Raw genomic sequence first — 17151 nt, 5'->3', positions numbered from 1 at the left:
GGCTTCAGGTCAGGGCGCGCTTGGGGGCGGTCTTGTAGTGGGTCGAGTACAGCGACAGACCGACGAAGGTGATGCCGCCGACCAGGTTGCCCAGCACGGTCGGGATCTCGTTCCAGATCATGTAGTCCATGATGGTGAACTTGCCGCCCAGCATCAGGCCCGAGGGGAACAGGAACATGTTGACGATGCTGTGCTCGAAACCCATGTAGAAGAACACCATCACCGGCATCCACATGCCGATGGCCTTGCCCGAGACGGACGTGGACATCATGGCCGCGACGACGCCGGTCGACACCATCCAGTTGCACAGCACGCCGCGGATGAAGAGGGTCAGCATGCCGGCGGCGCCGTGGGCCGCATAGCCCACCGTGCGGCCTTCGCCGATGGTGCCGATCTTCAGGCCGACGGCATTGGGCGCCTCGCTGAAACCGAAGGTGAAGATGATGGCCATGAAGACGGCCACCGTCAGCGCGCCGGCGAAGTTGCCGAAGAAGACCAGCGTCCAGTTGCGGAACACGCCGCCCCAGGTCGCGCCGGGGCGCTTGTCCAGCACGGCCAGCGGCACCAGGGTGAACACGCCGGTCAGCAGATCGAAGCCCATCAGATAGAGCAGGATGAAGCCGACCGGGAACAGCACCGCGCCCAGCAGCGGGTTGGCGGTGTTGACGCTGACGGTCACCGCGAAGGCCGCGGCCAGGGCCAGGATGGCGCCGGCCATGTAGGCGCGGATCAGCGTGTCCCGCGTGGACATCAGCAGCTTGGATTCACCCGCGTCCACCATCTTGGTGACGAACTCGGTGGGTACGACGTAGGCCATGGGTTGTCTCCTCTTTCGCCTGGGTTTGTTCAGTTCACTGCGACCAGCACTCGACCGTCCTGCACCTGCACGGCATGGGCCTTCACCGATTGCTCGGGGGCTTCCAGGCACTCGCCGGTGCTCAGGTCGAAATGGTTTTTGTAGAGGGGCGACGCGACGACGATGCGCTCGCCGAGGTTGCCGATGAGGCCGCGTGACAGCACGCTGGCGCCGGAGCGCGGGTCGATGTTGTCGATGGCGTGGAAGCGGTCGGCGCCGATGCGGAACACGGCCACATGGCGCTCACCCACGAGGGCGGCCACGCCGGTGTTGGGCAGGATGTCGTCGACGCTGCAGATGGGGGTGTAGTTCATGGGGTACTGCTCCAATCAAACGGTGGCTTCATCGCGCTCTTCAGCACGGGCGGGCCGGATCTGGCCGCGCTCCTGCACGAAGACGATCTGCTCGTCGCGCTTCTCGCTGTTGACGAAGCTGCGGAAGCGCTGGCGCACTTCGGGCGTCTCGACGGCCGTCTTCCATTCGCACTGGTAGGTGTCGACGACAGCCTGCATCTGCCCCTCCAGCTCGGCGGCCAGGCCCAGGCTGTCCTGGATCAGCACGTCCTTCAGGTAGTCCAGGCCGCCCTCGAGGTTCTCGCGCCAGGTGCTGGTGCGCTGCAGGCGGTCGGCCGTGCGCACGTAGAACATCAGGAAGCGGTCGATGAGCTTGAGCAGCTCGGCCTTGCTGAGGTCGCTGGCGATCAGCTCGGCATGGCGGGGCTTCATGCCGCCGTTGCCGCAGACATAGAGGTTCCAGCCTTTGTCGGTGGCGATGATGCCGACGTCCTTGCCCTGGGCCTCGGCGCATTCCCGCGTGCAACCGGAGACGCCGAACTTGATCTTGTGCGGTGCGCGCAGGCCCTTGTAGCGGTTCTCGATCTCGACGGCCAGGCCGACGGAGTCGTCCACGCCATAACGGCACCAGGTGCTGCCCACGCAGCTCTTCACGGTGCGCAGCGATTTGCCGTAGGCATGGCCGCTCTCGAAGCCGGCGGCGATCAGCTCTTCCCAGATGAAGGGCAGCTGCTCGACCCGGGCGCCGAACATGTCGACGCGGGCGCCGCCGGTGATCTTGGTGTACAGGCCGTACTTCTTGGCCACCTGGCCGACGGCGATCAGGCCGTCGGGCGTCACTTCACCGCCCGGCATGCGCGGCACGACCGAGTAGCTGCCGTCCTTCTGGATGTTGCCGAGGTAGTAGTCGTTGCTGTCCTGCAGCGCGGCCAGTTCGGGCTGCAGCACGAAGTCGTTCCAGCAGGAGGCGAAGATGCTGGCCGCGGCGGGCTTGCAGATGTCGCAGCCCAGGCCCTTGCCGTGCTTGGCCATCAGGTCGCTGAAGGTCTTGATGCCGCCGACGCGGATCAGGTGGTACAGCTCCTGGCGCGAATGCGGGAAGTGCTCGCAGAGGTGGTTGTTCACCGCCATGCCGCGCTTGCTCATCTCCAGCTTCATGACCTGGGTGACCAGGGGCACGCAGCCGCCGCAGGTGGCGCCGGCCTTGGTGCAGGCCTTGAGGTCGCCGATGGTGGCGCAGCCCTCGCCGACCGCGGCGCAGATCTGGCCCTTGCTGACGTTGTTGCAGGAGCAGAGCTGGGCGCTGTCGGGCAGGGCGTCGGCGCCCAGGCCGGGCTTGGCCTTGCCGTCGCTGCTGGGCAGGATCAGGAACTCGGGGTCGGCCGGCAGCTTGATGCCGTTCAGCGCCATCTGCTGCAGCGTGCCGTACTCGGTCGCGTCGCCCACCAGCACGGCGCCCAGCAGGAACTGGCCGTCCTCGCTGACGACGATCTTCTTGTAGATCTGCTTGCGCTCGTCGACGAACTGGTAGCTGCGGCACTTGGCCGTCTTGCCGTGGGCGTCGCCGATGCTGGCCACGTCCACGCCCATCAGCTTGAGCTTGGTGCTGAGGTCGGCGCCAGGGAAGGCAGCTTCGGCGTCGCCGGCGATGTGGCGGGCCGCCACGCGGGCCATCTCGTAGCCGGGGGCGACCAGGCCATAGGTCTGCTCGTTCCACGCCGCGCACTCGCCGATGGCGTAGACGTTGCGGTCGCTGGTGCGGCAGTGGTCGTCGATGACGACGCCGCCGCGCGGGCCGATGGCCAGCACGCATTGGCGGGCCACCTCGTCGCGCGGGCGGATGCCGGCGGAGAACACCAGCATGTCGGTCTCCAGCCAGGTGCCGTCGGTGAAGACCAGACGGTGGCGGGCCGTCACGCCGTCGGTGATCTCGACGGTGTTGCGGTTGGTGTGGACCTCGACGCCGAGTGCTTCGATCTTCTCGCGCAGCACGCGGCCGCCGGTCTCGTCGATCTGCACGGCCATCAGCCGCGGCGCGAACTCGACGACGTGGGTGTGCAGACCCATGTCGCGCAGGGCCTTGGCGCATTCCAGGCCCAGCAGGCCACCGCCGATGACGACGCCGCTCTTGGACACCTTGCCGCTGGCCTGCATGCCCTCCAGGTCTTCGATGGTGCGGTAGACATGGCAGTGCGGGCGCTCGCGGCCCGGCACCGACGGCACGAAGGGATAGGAACCGGTGGCCAGCACCAGCTTGTCGTAGTGGATGGTCTCGCCGTCGGCCGTCGTCACCGTGTTCTGGCGGCGCTCCACGGCCACGGCCTTGGCGCCCAGTCGCAGCTGGAAGCCGGTCTTCTCGAAGAAGCCCTCGGGCACCAGGGACAGGTCCTCGGCCGACTTGCCGGAGAAGAACTCGGACAGGTGGACGCGGTCATAGGCGGGGCGCGGCTCCTCGCACAGCACGGTCACCTGCACGTCGGCCGCCGCAGGGCCTTCCGCCAGGGATTCGAGAAATTTCTGGCCCACCATTCCGTGGCCGATGAGGACGATGTGCTGCATGTCTGTTTGGGCGGGTCAGGCTGCGCCGGTCCGGCCTTGCGGGCCGGATCGAAGCCACCAGTAAGAAGGCCCCGAGAGCAGCGGTCTGCTCGGTCGGGGCCGGAAGATGAGGTTCGCCGCCTTTGGCGATGCTGGAGTCAGCAGAGGACCGCTTCAGCGCGGGCCTCACCCCCTACGTCGCAAGGACCATGCCTGCGCCAACAACGCGCGCTTCCTGCGTAGAGACACGCACCAGAGCGGGGTGGCACAGGGGCGGTGCGACGCGATGCACCGCGGCGGGGCGCGTCGCCCCGTCAGCGGGCCGGGCGGTCCAGCATGACCTCCAGGCCCTGGGCGTTCAGCTCGGCGTCCAGGGCCAGCCAGTCGGCGGCGGCGGCCATGTCTCCGCGCCAGCCATGGCCCTGCACACGGGCCAGATAGGCCGCCAGCAGGCCGCCCTTGAGCTTCTCGTGGCGCTCGGGCACGTCCTTCAGGAGCTGGGCCAGGGCGACCATCTCGTCGACCTGCTCCAGCATCACAGCGGCGAGGCGCTGCACTTCTTCCACCGAGCCGCCGATGCGGCCGTAGTGGGTGACCTGCATGGCGACCGGTTCGGCGGCCAGCAGACGGGCGACGGTGGCCTTCAGCGCCTCGGGTTCGAACTGCACCGGCGTGCTGGTCGGCAGGATCCAGGCGCGGCCGTCGACGTCGAAGGCGCGGTAGGACAGGCCGAAGGTGTCGCCGGTGAACCAGCTGCGGCTCTTTTCGTCCCAGATGGCGTGGTGGTGCTTGGCATGACCGGGGCTGTCGATGAAGCGCAGCGGCCGGCCGGCGAGGTGGACGATCTGCTCGTCATGCGTGGCCTCGGCGCGTTCGGCGGGCACGGGCACCAGCTTGCCGTAGCTGCGCTGCATCTCCTCGTCGCCATAGACGGCCAGCGCGCCCAGCCACAAGGCCTTGGGATCCACCATATGGCGCAGTCCGCGCGGGTGGACCAGGGCCCGGGCCTGGGGCAGGGCTTCCATCAGCAGGCCGACGCCGCCGGCATGGTCGAGATGGACGTGGGTGGGGATGACCCAGTCCACGGCGTCCGGCGCCAGGCCGAGCGCATTCAGTGCCGCCAGCAGGCGGGGCACGGCGTGGTTGGTGCCGGTGTCGATGAAGGCGGCGCGACCGTCCTCCACCATCAGATAGGCCGCGTCGAAGCGGGGGCGCTGGAAGCCGGTGTCGATGGCGTAGATGCCGTGGCCAAGGTCGTCGATGTAATCAAGCATGCGGGGCTTCCTAGAATCGCGGTCACGATAGCCGAAGGAGGCCCGGGTGGCCGTTCACGAGATTCTGAAGATGGGCGACCCACGCTTGCTGCGCGTCGCCCGACCGGTCACCGAGTTCGGCACGGCCGAGCTGAAGAGCCTGATCGCTGACATGTTCGAGACCATGGCCGCCGCCAATGGCGCCGGATTGGCGGCGCCGCAGATCGGCGTGGACCTGCGCCTGGTCATCTTCGGCTACAGCAAGAACGTGCGCTACCCGGACGCCCCGCCGGTGCCGCCCACGGTGCTGATCAACCCGGTCATCGAGGTGCTGGACGGCGGCCGCACCGAGGGCTGGGAGGGCTGCCTGTCGGTGCCGGGCCTGCGCGGTGTCGTCGAGCGCGACGAGCGCATCCGCTACACCGGCTTCGATGCCGACGGTCAGGCCATAACCCGCATCGCCGATGGCTTCCATGCCCGCGTCGTGCAGCACGAGTGCGACCATCTCGATGGCATCCTCTACCCGATGCGGGTCAAGGATTTCACCCGCTTCGGCTACACCTCCGTGCTGTTCCCGGAACTCGACCCGACGTCGGACGACGATTGATTGCAAAACTTGTAAGCGCGGTCCACCGGTCCGCGGGCTTGTGCGTTGCGCAGGCGCAAAGGAGCATTGGCTCATGACCACGCCCACCGAATCCAAGCTTGTGCTGAACCGCAGCCGCTGGCGCCAGCTGGCCCTGACCCTGCTGATCGCGGTCGCACCGGCCGTCCAGGCCCAGGACGCCGACCGGGATCCCCCGACCCGCGCCGCCCGGGTCGTCGACGTCGTCGGCGATGCCTGGCTTTTCGACCACGACACCCGTGAATGGGTCCGCCTGACGCGCAACCAGACGGTGGGCGAGGGCGACCGGGTTCGCACCGACGATCGCGCCCGCGTCAGCCTGCGCACCGGCTCCACGACGATCTGGGTCGACGAGCGCAGCGACCTCGAGCTGAGCCAGCTCGACGAGGGCCAGACCCTGTTGCAGATCGACCGCGGCGACGTCGCCCTGCGTCTGCGCAACCCCGAGAACGCCGCCGAGACGCGGCTGCGCACCCGCGAAGGCACGGCCCAGCCGGAACGCGAGGGGCTCTACCGCGTCGAGCAGCTGGACCGCGGCAGCAAGGTCTATGTCTGGCAGGGGCGCATGCGCTTCGAATGGGCCCGCGCCGCCTCGCCCGTGGCCGTGGGCACCGGCGAGCAGGTGGAGCTCTGGTGGCCCGACGGCCCGCGCGCCGAGCGCGGCCCGCTGTACAGCGACGGTTTCGGCGACTGGGTGCTGGCCGATAGCCGCGAGGAGGGCGACCGTCCCGTCGCCCGCTATGTGTCGCCCGAGATGACGGGTGCCGAGGATCTGGACCGTTATGGCCGTTGGGAGACCGCACCCGACTACGGCACCGTGTGGGTGCCTACCACCGTGGTCGTGGCCGATTGGGCGCCCTACCGCTATGGCCGCTGGGTCTGGTCGCGTCACTGGGGCTGGACTTGGGTGGATGACGCGCCCTGGGGCTTCGCGCCCTTCCACTATGGCCGCTGGGTCAGCTGGGGAGGTCGCTGGTGCTGGGCCCCGGGGCCCTATGTGCACCGGCCCGTCTATGCGCCGGCCCTGGTGGGCTGGGTCGGCAGCGGCGCCGTCAGTGTCGGCATCACCGTCGGCAGCCGCCCGCCGCCGCCGCGCTTCGGCTGGTATCCACTGGCGCCGCGCGAGGTCTATGTGCCGGCCTACCACCACAGCCCGCGCTATGTGAACCGCGTCAACGACCCGCGCGACGTGCGTGACCCGGTGACCGTGCAGCGCCCGCACCGCTACCGTGACGTCCCCAACGCCGTCAGCACCCTGCCGGCACCCGGCGCGGCCATCCAGCCCTTGCCCGTGCGTGGCCCTGACCGCCGTGCCGAACCGGGCTGGAATCGCTCGCTGCCGACGGCACCGGGCCGCGGCGACCTGGCCGCCGTGCTGCCCGCGGCGCCGGCGCGGCCGCCCGAGGCCGAGCTGCCGCGCCGAACGCCGCGCACGCCCGAAGGCAATATGGGCTGGCGCAGCGAGGGCCAGTTGCCTGTGCGCCGCGACCGCCCCGAGGCGCAGCCTCAGGCTCCCATGCCTGGCGTGGCCCAACCGGCCGTGCCGACGGTCGTGCCCCAGCCTCAGCCGGCCCAGCAGCAGCGTCCGAACGTCGATCAGCCGCAGCGTGGTGGCGACAACATGCCCTGGCGCGCGCAACAGCCGCAACAGCAGCAGCAACAACGCGATGCCCAACAGCGGGAAGCGCAGCAGCGCGATATGCAGCAGCGCGAAGCCCAGCAGCGGGACGCACAGCAACGCGAGATGCAGCAACGCGATGCGCGCAACCGCGAGGCCCAGCAGCGTGAGATGCAGCAGCAACAGCAGCAGGCGCAGCAGCGTGAGATGCAGCAGCAAGCGCAGCAGCGGGAAGCCCAGCAGCGTGAAGCGCAACAACGCGAGATGCAGCAGCAGGCCCAGCAGCGCGAAATGCAGCAGCGCCGTGAGGAGCAGCAGCGCCGCATGCCGCAGCCTGAGCCCCAGCGCGTGCAAGTACCGCAGGCGCAGCCTCAACCGCAGGCCCAACCCCAACCCCGCGCCCAGCCGCGCGACGAAGGCCCGCAGCGTGGCCGCCAGGACGGGGCGCCGGTGCGCCAGGACAAGCGCGACCGCAAGGAAAACGAGCGCTGACTAGAGCAGGGGCTTGAGCGCCAGCCAGACGTTGTCCAGCATCAGCGGATGCGCCTTGGCCAGCGGGTGGATGCGGTCGCCCTGGAACCAGTCCATGGCGTCCGCCCGGTCCGCCACGCCCTTCAGCAGGAAGGGCACGAGGGCGGTCTTGGCCTGCTTGGCGACCTGCTCGAACAGGTCGGCAAACTCCTTGCCATAGGCCGTGCCGTAGTTGGGCGGCACCTGCATGCCGGCGATGACCACCTTGGCGCCCGCCTCCTGGGCCGCGCGGGCCATGGCCAGCAGGTTGTCGCGCGTGCTGGCCAGCGGCAGGCCGCGCAAGGCGTCGTTGCCGCCCAGTTCGATGATGACGACGGCCGGCTTGTGGGTGCGTAGCGCCACCGGCAGCCGGCTGCGTCCGCCCGAGGTCGTGTCGCCGCTGATGCTGGCGTTGACGACGCGATAGGGCTTCTTCTGCTCGGCCAGGCGCTTCTGCAGCAGGGCTACCCAACCGTCGCCGGCCTTGAGGCCGTATTCGGCCGACAGGCTGTCGCCGACCACCAGCACGACGGGCGCCTCGGCGGCCGCGGTCACCCCTGACGAAAAGCTGGCCAAAGCCCCCAGGCTAAAGTGCGCCAACACCCATCGCCGCCGCAGTCCCGACATGCCCGAAGCCCTTGTTCAAGTTGACCAGATCACCAAGCGCGTGCGCGACGCGACCGGGGAGCTGACGATTCTGCATGACATCAGCTTCGAGCTGACCGCTCAGGAGTCGGTGGCCATCGTCGGCGCCTCGGGCTCGGGCAAGAGCACGCTGCTGGCCATCCTCGCCGGCCTGGATACGCCGAGCGACGGCTCGGTCAAGCTGCGTGGCCAGAACCTGTTCTCGCTCAACGAGGACGAGCGCGCCGCGGTGCGCGCCCGCGAGCTGGGCTTTGTGTTCCAGAGCTTTCAACTCTTGCCCAATCTCACGGCGCTCGAGAACGTCATGCTGCCGCTGGAGTTGCGCGGCGCGCGCGACGCCCGCGAGCAGGCCGCCGCCATGTTGACCCGCGTCGGCCTGGGCGAGCGCCTGGGTCATTACCCGCGCGTGCTGTCGGGCGGCGAGCAGCAGCGCGTGGCCCTGGCGCGCGCCTTCGTGCAGCGGCCGGCCCTGCTGCTGGCCGACGAGCCGACCGGCAGCCTGGACTTCGCGACCGGCGCCTCGGTGATGGAGCTGATGTTCGAGCTCAACCGCGAGGCCGGCACGACGCTGGTACTGGTCACCCACGACCGCGAGATCGCGGCGCGCTGCCAGCGCCAGCTCAAGATCGAAGCGGGGCGCCTGGCGGCCTAAGCCAGCGCCTGGTCGAAATCGGCGATCAGGTCCTCGGCCGCTTCCAGGCCGACGGATAGCCGCACCAGGCCCTCGGCGATGCCCATGGCGGCGCGGGCCTCGCGGCCCATCTCCCAGAAGATGGTCGGTGCCACGGGAATGATCAGGCTGCGCGTGTCGGCCAGGCCGGTGGCCTTGCGCGGCAGGCGCAGGCGGTTCAGCACCTCGACGAGGCGCTCGGTGTCGCGCAGCTCGAAGCTCAGCATCCACGAGCCGCTGCCGAACCAGTCGCGCGCGCGCTCGTGCTCGGGGTGGCTTTCCAGCATGGGGTAGTGCACGCGCTCGATGGCCGGGTGGGCTTCCAGATGACGGGCCAGCGCCAGCGCCGTGTCGCTACTGCGTTGCAGGCGCAGCGTCAGCGTCTCGGCGCCGACCAGGATGCGGTGGGCCGCCTCGCTGGACAGCGTGCCGCCCATGTCGCGCAGGCCCTTCTTGCGGATCTGCTGCAGGCCCCAGCCGCGCGGGTCGCCCTGGCGGTAGGCGTCGAAGATGTTGGGATAGGTCGACCAGTCGAAGCAGCCGGTGTCGGTGACGGCGCCGCCCAGGACTTCGCCGTGTCCGGCCAGGGTCTTGGTCAGCGAGTTCATGACCAGGCCGGCGCCGAAGCGCCTGGGTTGGCACAGGGCCGGCGAGGTGACGGTGTTGTCGACGACATAGAGCAGGCCGCGTTCGCGGCACAGCGCGCCAATGCCTTCGAGGTCGGGAATGCGGGTGCTGGGGTTGGCGAGGGTCTCGACGAAGACCATGCGCGTCGCGGGCCGCAGCGCGGCCTGCACCGTGGCTTCATCGCTGGCGTCGACGCGGCTGATGGCCACGCCCAGGGCTTCCAGCGTCTGGAAGAAGCTGTTGGTGTTGCCGAAGATGCGCGAGCTGGTGACGAGGTGGTCGCCGGCCTTCAGCAGGGTCAGGAAGAGGGCGCTCAGCGCCGCCATGCCGGTGGCGAAGCTGACCGTGCCGGTGCCGCCTTCGAGTTCGGTGATGACGGCCTCCAGCGCCGCCGTGGTCGGCGTGCCCTGGCGGGCGTAGTTGAAGCTGCCCTTGGCCTTGCCCTGGAAGACGGCGATCAGATCCTCGACGTTGTCGTAGGCGTATTGCACCGACGGATGGACGGGCGGATGGACACCGCCGGAGGCGCGGTCGCCGCCGGCGGCGTGGACGAGGCGGGTGCTGAGGGCGTCGGACATGGGCTTCTTGGGTCCAGATGGCAAAAGACCCGCCGGAGCGGGTCTTGCAAGTGTCGCAACAGGCGATCCGGGGATCGTCTTACTTGCTGAAGGTGTAGTCGGTCTTGGCCTTCTTGATCAGGCTGTCCTGGAACTCGGCCATCTTCTGCTGCTCGATGCGCTGCTTGATCTGGGCCTTGACGTCGTCGAAGGCCGGGAAGGTGGCGGGGCGCACGTCTTCCAGCTTGATGATGTGATAGCCGAACTGGCTCTTCACCGGCTCCTGCGTCACCTGGCCCTTTTCGAGGGCGATCATGGCGCTGTTGAACTCGGGCACGAAACCGTTGGTCTTGGGGTTCTGGAAGTCCAGGTCGCCGCCGTTGGCTGCCGAGGCGGTGTCCTTGGAGTTCTTCTTGGCCAGTTCTTCGAAGTTGGCGCCGGCCTTGATCTGGGCGGTCAGGGCCTTGGCGTCTTCTTCCTTGTCGACCAGGATGTGGCGGACCTTGTATTCGCTGCCGGCGTTGGCCTTCTTGATTTCCTCGTACTGCGCCTGGGCTTCGGCGTCGCTGACGGGGTTCTTGGTCTTGAAGTCTTCCATCAGACCGCGGATCAGCAGCATCTGGCGGGCCAGATCCATCTGGGTCTTGTAGTCGGAGCCCTGGGGAATGCCGCGCTTCTCGGCTTCCTGGATGAAGATTTCGCGGCGGACGACTTCGTCCTTGACCTGGGCTTCCAGCTCGGGCGAGCGCTGCTGCTGGCCGCTCTTGGTGACCTGCTGGATCAGCGTCTCGACGCGCGCCTTGGGCACGGGCTTGCCGTTGACGGTGGCGACGTTCTGCGCAATTGCAGCGACCGGAACCAGTGCCGAAACGGTGGCCGCAACGACGGCGGCGAGCGCAAGCTTCTTCATGAGGATAGTGTGGATCAGGCTAAAAAAATCGCGCCCCGGTGCAGGGCGCGCGGTTCAATCATGCTCGACCTGGCTCAGGGTTCACCCGGGGCGCGGGCGTCGATGGCCAGCGCGTGGATGCCGCGCTGCATCAGGTCGGACAAACAATGATAAACGAGGCGATGCCGGGCCAATCTTTGCAGACCTGTAAAGCGATCTGACACGACAGCCACATGAAAGTGGCCGCCTTCGCGGGCACCGGCATGGCCGGCGTGCTGGGCGCTGTCGTCGCGGATGCTCAGCTCGGACGGCATCAGCTCGGCGCGCAGCCGGCGCTCGATTTCGGCGCTCAGGCTCACGACGGCTTGTCCTCTTCCGGCGGCAGATATTTGCTTGCATACAAGCCGATGCCGAGAAAGAACGCCACCATCAACCCGGTCGCGCCGAACACCTTGAAGTTGGCCCAGGTCGAGGTCGAGAAGTTGTAGGCCACATAGAGATTGGCGACGCCCATCGCGGCGAAGAACACGACGGCGGCTCGGTTGAGCCTGAGCCACACGTCTTCCGGCAGTTCCATCTCGGCGCCGAGCATGGAGCGGATCAGGTTCTTGCGCAGCAAGGCCTGGGAAATCCACAGCACCAGCGCAGTCGTCCAGTAAATCCCGGTTGGCTTCCACTTGATGAAGGTCTCGTTGTGGAACCAGACGGTGGCCGCGCCCAGCGTGACCACCATGACCAGGCTGATCCACAACATCAAGTCAATCTTCTTGCCGCGCAGTTTCAAAATGGCGGCCTGGGTCAGTGTCGCGACCATGACGACCAGCGTCGCCAGCAGCACGGGGGCCTCCTGCGCACCGACGACGCCACCTTGCACGAGGAAGCCCAGATGCTGGGTCGCGAAGGCCGCGGCCACATCGGCATGGCCTTCGGCAACCTTGAAGACGACGAAAAAGAGGATCAGCGGAAGAAAGTCGAGCAACAGCTTCATGTCAGCGACGCTCAGCCGTCTGGAGACGCTGACGCGCCCCCTCGGGGGGCAGTGAATGCAATGAGCGTGGGGGTTTCATTGGCCGGGATTGTCTTTCACGAAATCGATGGCGGCCGAGTTGATGCAGTAACGCTCTCCGGTCGGCTCGGGGCCGTCGGGGAAGACATGGCCGAGGTGGCTGCCGCATTTGTTGCAGCGCACCTCGACGCGCACCATGCCGTGGCTGCGGTCGACCACGCGTTCGATGACCTCGCTGTTGACCGGCGCCCAGTAGCTCGGCCAGCCGCAGCCGGCGTCGAACTTGGTGTCGGACTCGAACAGCGGTGTGCCGCAGCCGATGCAGTTGTAGTGGCCGTCCTTGAAGTGGTCCCAGTACTGGCCGGTGAAGGCGCGCTCGGTCGCCGCATGGCGGGCGACCTGGTATTGCATGGCGTCCAGCTGCTCACGCCATTCGGCGTCGGTCTTCTGGATGGGGTAGGTCTTGCTGGAATCGTGGCTCATGATGAACAGGAGACTTCGAGGTGCTGGGCCCAGTCGGGCGGCAGGGCCGCGTCGCTGGGGACGATGGGTTCGTCGAACGGGCGGCCCAGAACTTTCAGCAGGCGGGCTGTCTCCGTGAAATCGTTCTGCTGGGCGGCGCGGATGGCGCCCTCGGCAAGGTGGTTGCGCAGCACGACGGCCGGGTTGACGGCCAGCATGCGTGCCTCGGCGCCCGGGGTCACGCGGGCACGCCAGCGGGCCAGCCAGGCGTCCAGGGCCTCGCGGTCGATGAACATGTCGCGCAGCGGCTCGGCATTGGACAGCGCGCGGGACAGGCGACGGAAGCTGATCGTGAAGTCGGCGCTCGAGGCAGCCATCAGCTTCAGGAAATCGTCGGCCAGGGCCTGGTCGCCGGCGTCCTCGCCTTCCAGGCCGAGCTTGGCGCGCAGGCGGGCGAGCATCTGGCTGGCAAAGCGCTCGCGATAGGCCTCGACGGCCTCCAGCAGGCGCTCGCCGGCCGCGTCCTGCTCGCCTTCCAGCAGCGGCACGAAGGCCTGGGCCAGGGCATGCAGGTTCCAGAAGCCGACGGCGGGCTGGCGCGCATAGGCGTAGCGGCCGCGGTCGTCGCTGTGGTTGCAGACGTGGCCGGGGTTGAAGGCATCCATGAAGCCGAAAGGCCCGTAGTCCAGCGTGAGGCCGAGCATGGACATGTTGTCCGTGTTCATGACGCCATGACAGAAGCCGATGGCCTGCCAGTGGGCCATCAGGTCGGCGGTCTGCAGCGAGACCTTCTTCAGCAGTGCGACGACCGGCTCGGGCGCGTCGGCGCATTCGGGGGCGTGATGGGCGATGAACCAGTCGGCCAGGCGGCGCAGCGCGTCGAGCTGGTCGTGGTGGGCGAAATGCTCGAAGTGGCCGAAGCGGATGAAGCTGGGCGCCACGCGGGTGACGATGGCGGCCGTCTCCACGCTCTCGCGGATGACGGGCAGGCGCGAGCCGGTGATGCACAGGGCCCGCGTCGTCGGCACGCCGAGTGCCGCCATGGCCTCGGAGCACAGGAATTCGCGGATGGAGGAGCGCAGCACGGCACGGCCGTCGCCGCGGCGGGAGTAAGGCGTCAGTCCGCCGCCTTTGAGCTGCAGTTCCTGCGGGCCGGCCGGCGTGTCGACCTCGCCCAGCCACAGGGCGCGGCCGTCGCCGAGCTGCCCGGCCCAGACGCCGAACTGGTGGCCGCTGTAGACGCTGGCCAGCGGCCGCATGCCCGTCCAGGGCGCGTTGCCGGCGAAGGCGGTGAGGGCTTCGGGGCTTGCGGTCCAGTCGGCGGGCAAACCGAGCAACTGGGCGCAGTCGGGACTTTGCGCGACCCAGTGCGGGTCGGGCAGTCCCTGGGCCGGCAGTTCGGTGAAGAAGTCGGGCCCCAGGTCGGCAAAACGGTTGGTCCAGGCAAGACCGTTGAACGGGTTCATCGCCCCAGTTTAGTGAGAGGGGTTTTCACTCTGCTGGCCTGGGTGTTTCCCCGGGGTACGAGGGTCGCGGTTGTGACGTTTCAGTCAACACAGTGGCGACTAGACTGGGTCGATAAGACCGCCAGGAGACAACCATGGCATTGATGGGCCGGATGATGTCGGACCCGCTGCTGATTTCGTCGTTGCTGAAGCACGCCGAACGGCATTCGGGCGAAACCGAGATCGTCAGCAAGCGGGTCGAGGGCGACCTGCATCGCAGCAACTGGGGCGAGGTCGCGCGCCGCTCGCGCCAGGCCGCGCAGGCCTTTGCGCGGCTGGGCTGCCAGCCCGGCGACCGCATCGGCACGCTGGCCTGGAACGGCCATCGCCACCTCGAGATCTATTACGGCAGCTCGGGCTCGGGCCTGGTCTGCCACACCATCAATCCGCGCCTCTTCCCCGAGCAGATCGTCTGGATCGCCAACGACGCCGAGGACCGCATCCTCTGTTTCGACGCCACCTTCCTGCCCCTGGTCGAGAAGGTCGCGCCGGCGCTGAAGACGGTGAAGCATTTCGTGCTGATGACCTCGCGCGCCCACATGCCGGCGAGCAGCAGCATTGCCGACCTGCTGTGCTTCGAAGACCTGCTGGCCGCCGAGACCGGCGACTACGCCTGGCCGCAGTTCGACGAGAACACCGCTTCCAGCATCTGTTACACCTCCGGCACCACCGGCAACCCCAAGGGCGCCGTCTACAGCCATCGCTCCACGGTGCTGCATGCCTATGCGGCGGCGCTGCCGGACGCGATGGACTGCTCCAGCCGCGACGTCATCCTGCCCGTCGTGCCCATGTTCCATGTGAACGCCTGGGGCCTGCCCTACAGTGCGGCCATCGTCGGCTGCAAGTTCGTGCTGCCCGGGCCTCATCTGGACGGCAAGAGCCTGTACGAGCTGTTCGAGAGCGAGAAGGTCAACTTCAGCGCCGGTGTGCCGACGGTGTGGCTGGGCCTGCTGAACTACGTCAAGGCCAACAACCTGAAGTTCTCAACCTTCAAGCGCACCGTCATCGGCGGCTCGGCCTGCCCGCCGGCCATGATGAAGTCGCTGCAGCAGGACTACGGCGTCGAGGTCATCCACGCCTGGGGCATGACCGAGATGTCGCCGCTGGGCACGCTGTCCAAGCTGACGACGCGCCAGCTCAATTTGCCGCCCGATCAGCAGCAGCGCCTGCTGGAGAAGCAGGGCCGCGTCATCTACGGCGTCGACATGGCCATCATCGACGACGAGGGACGCTCCCTGCCCTGGGACGGGCAGAGCTCGGGCAATCTCGTCGTGCGCGGCCACTGGGTCATCTCCCGCTACTTCAACCACGACGAGTCGCCGCTGGTCAGCGTCGATGGCGAACCCGGCTGGTTCCCGACCGGCGACGTGGCCACCATCGACGCCGACGGCTTCATGCAGATCACCGACCGCAGCAAGGACGTCATCAAGTCCGGCGGCGAGTGGATCTCCTCCATCGACCTCGAGAACATCGCCATGGCCCACCCGGCCGTGCACGAGGCCGCCGTCATCGCCGCCCGGCATCCCAAGTGGGACGAGCGGCCGCTGCTGGTCATCGTCAAGAAGCCCGATACGAGCGTGACACGCGAGGAGTTGCTGGCCTTCTATGACGGCCGCATCGCCAAGTGGCAGATCCCGGACGACATCGTCTTCGTCACCGAGATCCCGCACACGGCCACCGGCAAGGTGCAGAAATTGAAGCTGCGCGAGCAGTTCCTGGATCACAAGTTGCCGACCGTCTGATTCGTCTGGGGTAAGCCCGGGACTGCGCGGCAGCCGGGCTGGATTAACTTTCGTTCACATTCAGAGCCACAACAGGAGACAAGCATGTTCGACATCACTTCGGCCCGCTTTCCGCGTGCATTGACGGCAGTCGCCGTGCTGGCCCTGGCGGCCGGCGCCGCCCAGGCCCAGAAGGGCGAGACGGTCAAGCTGGCCTATATCGACGCGCTGTCCGGCCTGATGGGCCCGGTGGGCCAGAACCAGGTCAAGACCTTCCAGTTCCTCGGCGAGAAGACCAACAAGAGCAACCCGGCCGGTGTGAAGTTCGAGATCGTCACCTTCGACAACAAGTTGAGCCCCGCCGAGTCGCTGAACCTGCTGAAGGCCGCGGCCGACCAGGGCATCCGCTACATCATGCAGGGCAATGGCTCCAGCGTGGCGCTGGCGTTGAGTGACGCGGTGGCCAAGCACAACGAGCGCAACCCCGGCAAGGAAATCGTCTACCTGAACTACTCGGCGGTGGACCCCGACCTGACCAACAGCAAGTGCAGCTACTGGCACTTCCGCTTCGACGCCGACACGTCGATGAAGATGGAGGCCCTGACCACCTTCATGAAGGATCAGGCCGACGTCAAGAAGGTCTATCTGCTGAATCAGAACTACGCCCATGGCCACCAGGTCGCCAAGTACGCCAAGGAGATGCTGGGCCGCAAGCGCCCCGACATCCAGATCGTCGGCGAGGACCTGCACCCGCTGGCCCAGGTGCGCGACTTCGCGCCCTATATCGCCAAGATCAAGGCCAGCGGCGCCGACACCGTCATCACCGGCAACTGGGGCTCCGACCTGGCGCTGATGGTGAAGGCCGCCAACGAGGCCGGCTACAACGGCAAGTTCTTCACCTACTACACCGGCGTGACCGGCACGCCGACGGCGCTGGGCACGGGCGGCGCAGGCCGCGTCTTCCAGGTTGCCTACAGCCACTACAACATGGGCGGCCAGGCGCAGAAGGATGCCGAGGAGTTCAACAAGAAGTTCAACGATGACATGTACACGCTGAGCGTGCAGCACATCTACACGCTGCTCAGCCAGGCCATGGCAAATGCCAAGTCCACCGACCCGGTCAAGGTGGCCGCGGCGATGGAAGGTCTGACGGTCAAGAGCTTCAACGGCGAAGTGACGATGCGCAAGACCGACCACCAGCTGCAGCAGCCGCTGTTCATCTCGGTCTGGCAGAAGGCCGATGCCAAGTATCCGTACAGCCCGGAGAAGACGGGCATGACGCTGGCGCCGGTGAAGATGTACGACAGCTATGTGTCGTCGACGCCGACGTCCTGCCAGATGAAGCGCCCGGGCTGAGCGCCTGGCTGATTGAGCCG

16 protein-coding genes are annotated in these 17151 nt (G+C 67.6%); 5 read left to right on the top strand and 11 right to left on the bottom strand.

Annotation, left to right across the window (positions count from 1 at the left end; genetic code table 11):
• Positions 1-4: 4 nt before the first annotated feature.
• The 4 genes from AC3WOE_RS23185 to AC3WOE_RS23170 all read right to left on the bottom strand — a co-directional run bounded on the left by AC3WOE_RS23185 (position 5) and on the right by AC3WOE_RS23170 (position 4961).
• Positions 5-817, bottom strand: coding sequence for a formate/nitrite transporter family protein (locus AC3WOE_RS23185; protein WP_492693748.1), 813 nt, complete (start codon positions 815-817; stop codon positions 5-7).
• Between the two features lie 29 nt (positions 818-846).
• The gene (nirD, locus tag AC3WOE_RS23180; RefSeq protein WP_492693747.1) at positions 847-1170 is read right to left on the bottom strand and encodes a nitrite reductase small subunit NirD; all 324 of its coding nucleotides are present in this window, start codon (positions 1168-1170) and stop codon (positions 847-849) included.
• A 15-nt stretch (positions 1171-1185) separates the two neighbouring features.
• Positions 1186-3708 (bottom strand): nitrite reductase large subunit NirB, encoded by a 2523-nt coding sequence (gene nirB, locus AC3WOE_RS23175; protein WP_492693746.1) that lies wholly within the window; start codon positions 3706-3708, stop codon positions 1186-1188.
• Between the two features lie 293 nt (positions 3709-4001).
• Positions 4002-4961 carry an MBL fold metallo-hydrolase gene (locus AC3WOE_RS23170; protein WP_492693745.1) on the bottom strand — a complete coding sequence of 320 codons (960 nt, stop codon included), beginning with the start codon at positions 4959-4961 and terminating at the stop codon, positions 4002-4004.
• Positions 4962-5007: 46 nt separating this feature from the next.
• Here AC3WOE_RS23170 and def point away from each other — a divergent pair, with 46 nt between their 5' ends.
• Positions 5008-5547: a peptide deformylase gene (gene def / locus AC3WOE_RS23165; protein ID WP_492693744.1), complete on the top strand. Its 540-nt coding sequence runs from the start codon at positions 5008-5010 to the stop codon at positions 5545-5547.
• Positions 5548-5620: 73 nt separating this feature from the next.
• The gene (locus AC3WOE_RS23160) at positions 5621-7675 is read left to right on the top strand and encodes a DUF6600 domain-containing protein (protein WP_492693743.1); all 2055 of its coding nucleotides are present in this window, start codon (positions 5621-5623) and stop codon (positions 7673-7675) included.
• Here AC3WOE_RS23160 and AC3WOE_RS23155 read toward each other — a convergent pair whose 3' ends face one another.
• Entirely contained in the window at positions 7676-8320 is a 645-nt protein-coding gene (locus AC3WOE_RS23155) for an arylesterase (RefSeq protein ID WP_492693742.1), read from the bottom strand. It lies immediately after the preceding gene.
• Here AC3WOE_RS23155 and AC3WOE_RS23150 point away from each other — a divergent pair.
• The gene (locus AC3WOE_RS23150) at positions 8319-8990 is read left to right on the top strand and encodes an ABC transporter ATP-binding protein (RefSeq protein WP_492693741.1); all 672 of its coding nucleotides are present in this window, start codon (positions 8319-8321) and stop codon (positions 8988-8990) included. The two genes, AC3WOE_RS23155 and AC3WOE_RS23150, sit on opposite strands and share 2 nt — an antisense overlap.
• On the opposite strand, the gene AC3WOE_RS23145 is transcribed toward AC3WOE_RS23150, so the two are convergent.
• From AC3WOE_RS23145 to AC3WOE_RS23120, 6 genes are all read right to left on the bottom strand, one after another.
• Positions 8987-10213 carry a cystathionine gamma-synthase family protein gene (locus tag AC3WOE_RS23145; RefSeq protein WP_492693740.1) on the bottom strand — a complete coding sequence of 409 codons (1227 nt, stop codon included), beginning with the start codon at positions 10211-10213 and terminating at the stop codon, positions 8987-8989. The genes AC3WOE_RS23150 and AC3WOE_RS23145 overlap by 4 nt on opposite strands.
• A 79-nt stretch (positions 10214-10292) precedes the next feature.
• Positions 10293-11102: a peptidylprolyl isomerase gene (locus AC3WOE_RS23140; RefSeq protein ID WP_492693739.1), complete on the bottom strand. Its 810-nt coding sequence runs from the start codon at positions 11100-11102 to the stop codon at positions 10293-10295.
• A 74-nt stretch (positions 11103-11176) separates the two neighbouring features.
• The gene (locus AC3WOE_RS23135) at positions 11177-11440 is read right to left on the bottom strand and encodes a BolA family protein (protein WP_492693738.1); all 264 of its coding nucleotides are present in this window, start codon (positions 11438-11440) and stop codon (positions 11177-11179) included.
• Positions 11437-12069, bottom strand: a complete 633-nt coding sequence (locus AC3WOE_RS23130; RefSeq protein WP_492693737.1) for a septation protein A — start codon at positions 12067-12069, stop codon at positions 11437-11439. Before AC3WOE_RS23130 ends, AC3WOE_RS23135 begins: the two co-directional genes overlap by 4 nt.
• Positions 12070-12144: 75 nt before the next feature.
• Positions 12145-12570: a peptide-methionine (R)-S-oxide reductase MsrB gene (gene msrB, locus AC3WOE_RS23125; protein ID WP_492693736.1), complete on the bottom strand. Its 426-nt coding sequence runs from the start codon at positions 12568-12570 to the stop codon at positions 12145-12147.
• The gene (locus AC3WOE_RS23120) at positions 12567-14015 is read right to left on the bottom strand and encodes a protein adenylyltransferase SelO (protein ID WP_492693735.1); all 1449 of its coding nucleotides are present in this window, start codon (positions 14013-14015) and stop codon (positions 12567-12569) included. Before AC3WOE_RS23120 ends, msrB begins: the two co-directional genes overlap by 4 nt.
• Positions 14016-14149: 134 nt before the next feature.
• On the opposite strand from AC3WOE_RS23120, the gene AC3WOE_RS23115 reads away from it, so the two are divergent.
• Both AC3WOE_RS23115 and AC3WOE_RS23110 read left to right on the top strand, forming a co-directional pair.
• Positions 14150-15796: a 3-(methylthio)propionyl-CoA ligase gene (locus AC3WOE_RS23115; RefSeq protein WP_492693734.1), complete on the top strand. Its 1647-nt coding sequence runs from the start codon at positions 14150-14152 to the stop codon at positions 15794-15796.
• A gap of 84 nt (positions 15797-15880) precedes the next feature.
• Positions 15881-17131, top strand: a complete 1251-nt coding sequence (locus tag AC3WOE_RS23110) for a branched-chain amino acid ABC transporter substrate-binding protein (RefSeq protein ID WP_492693733.1) — start codon at positions 15881-15883, stop codon at positions 17129-17131.
• Positions 17132-17151 lie beyond the last annotated feature (20 nt).

This window comes from Roseateles sp. FW305-36 (assembly GCF_058787015.1).
Note: the sequence above shows the minus strand (reverse complement) of the source record. Positions and strands in the feature narration are given on the sequence as shown.

Coding starts and splice junctions, on each gene's coding strand:
- AC3WOE_RS23110 (WP_492693733.1), top strand. CDS start 15,881: ATGTTCGACATCACTTCGGCCCGCTTTCCGCGTGCATTGACGGCAGTC.
- AC3WOE_RS23185 (WP_492693748.1), bottom strand. CDS start 817: ATGGCCTACGTCGTACCCACCGAGTTCGTCACCAAGATGGTGGACGCG.
- AC3WOE_RS23160 (WP_492693743.1), top strand. CDS start 5,621: ATGACCACGCCCACCGAATCCAAGCTTGTGCTGAACCGCAGCCGCTGG.
- nirD (WP_492693747.1), bottom strand. CDS start 1,170: ATGAACTACACCCCCATCTGCAGCGTCGACGACATCCTGCCCAACACC.
- AC3WOE_RS23155 (WP_492693742.1), bottom strand. CDS start 8,320: ATGTCGGGACTGCGGCGGCGATGGGTGTTGGCGCACTTTAGCCTGGGG.
- nirB (WP_492693746.1), bottom strand. CDS start 3,708: ATGCAGCACATCGTCCTCATCGGCCACGGAATGGTGGGCCAGAAATTT.
- AC3WOE_RS23120 (WP_492693735.1), bottom strand. CDS start 14,015: ATGAACCCGTTCAACGGTCTTGCCTGGACCAACCGTTTTGCCGACCTG.
- AC3WOE_RS23145 (WP_492693740.1), bottom strand. CDS start 10,213: ATGTCCGACGCCCTCAGCACCCGCCTCGTCCACGCCGCCGGCGGCGAC.
- msrB (WP_492693736.1), bottom strand. CDS start 12,570: ATGAGCCACGATTCCAGCAAGACCTACCCCATCCAGAAGACCGACGCC.
- AC3WOE_RS23150 (WP_492693741.1), top strand. CDS start 8,319: ATGCCCGAAGCCCTTGTTCAAGTTGACCAGATCACCAAGCGCGTGCGC.
- AC3WOE_RS23140 (WP_492693739.1), bottom strand. CDS start 11,102: ATGAAGAAGCTTGCGCTCGCCGCCGTCGTTGCGGCCACCGTTTCGGCA.
- AC3WOE_RS23130 (WP_492693737.1), bottom strand. CDS start 12,069: ATGAAGCTGTTGCTCGACTTTCTTCCGCTGATCCTCTTTTTCGTCGTC.
- AC3WOE_RS23170 (WP_492693745.1), bottom strand. CDS start 4,961: ATGCTTGATTACATCGACGACCTTGGCCACGGCATCTACGCCATCGAC.
- AC3WOE_RS23115 (WP_492693734.1), top strand. CDS start 14,150: ATGGCATTGATGGGCCGGATGATGTCGGACCCGCTGCTGATTTCGTCG.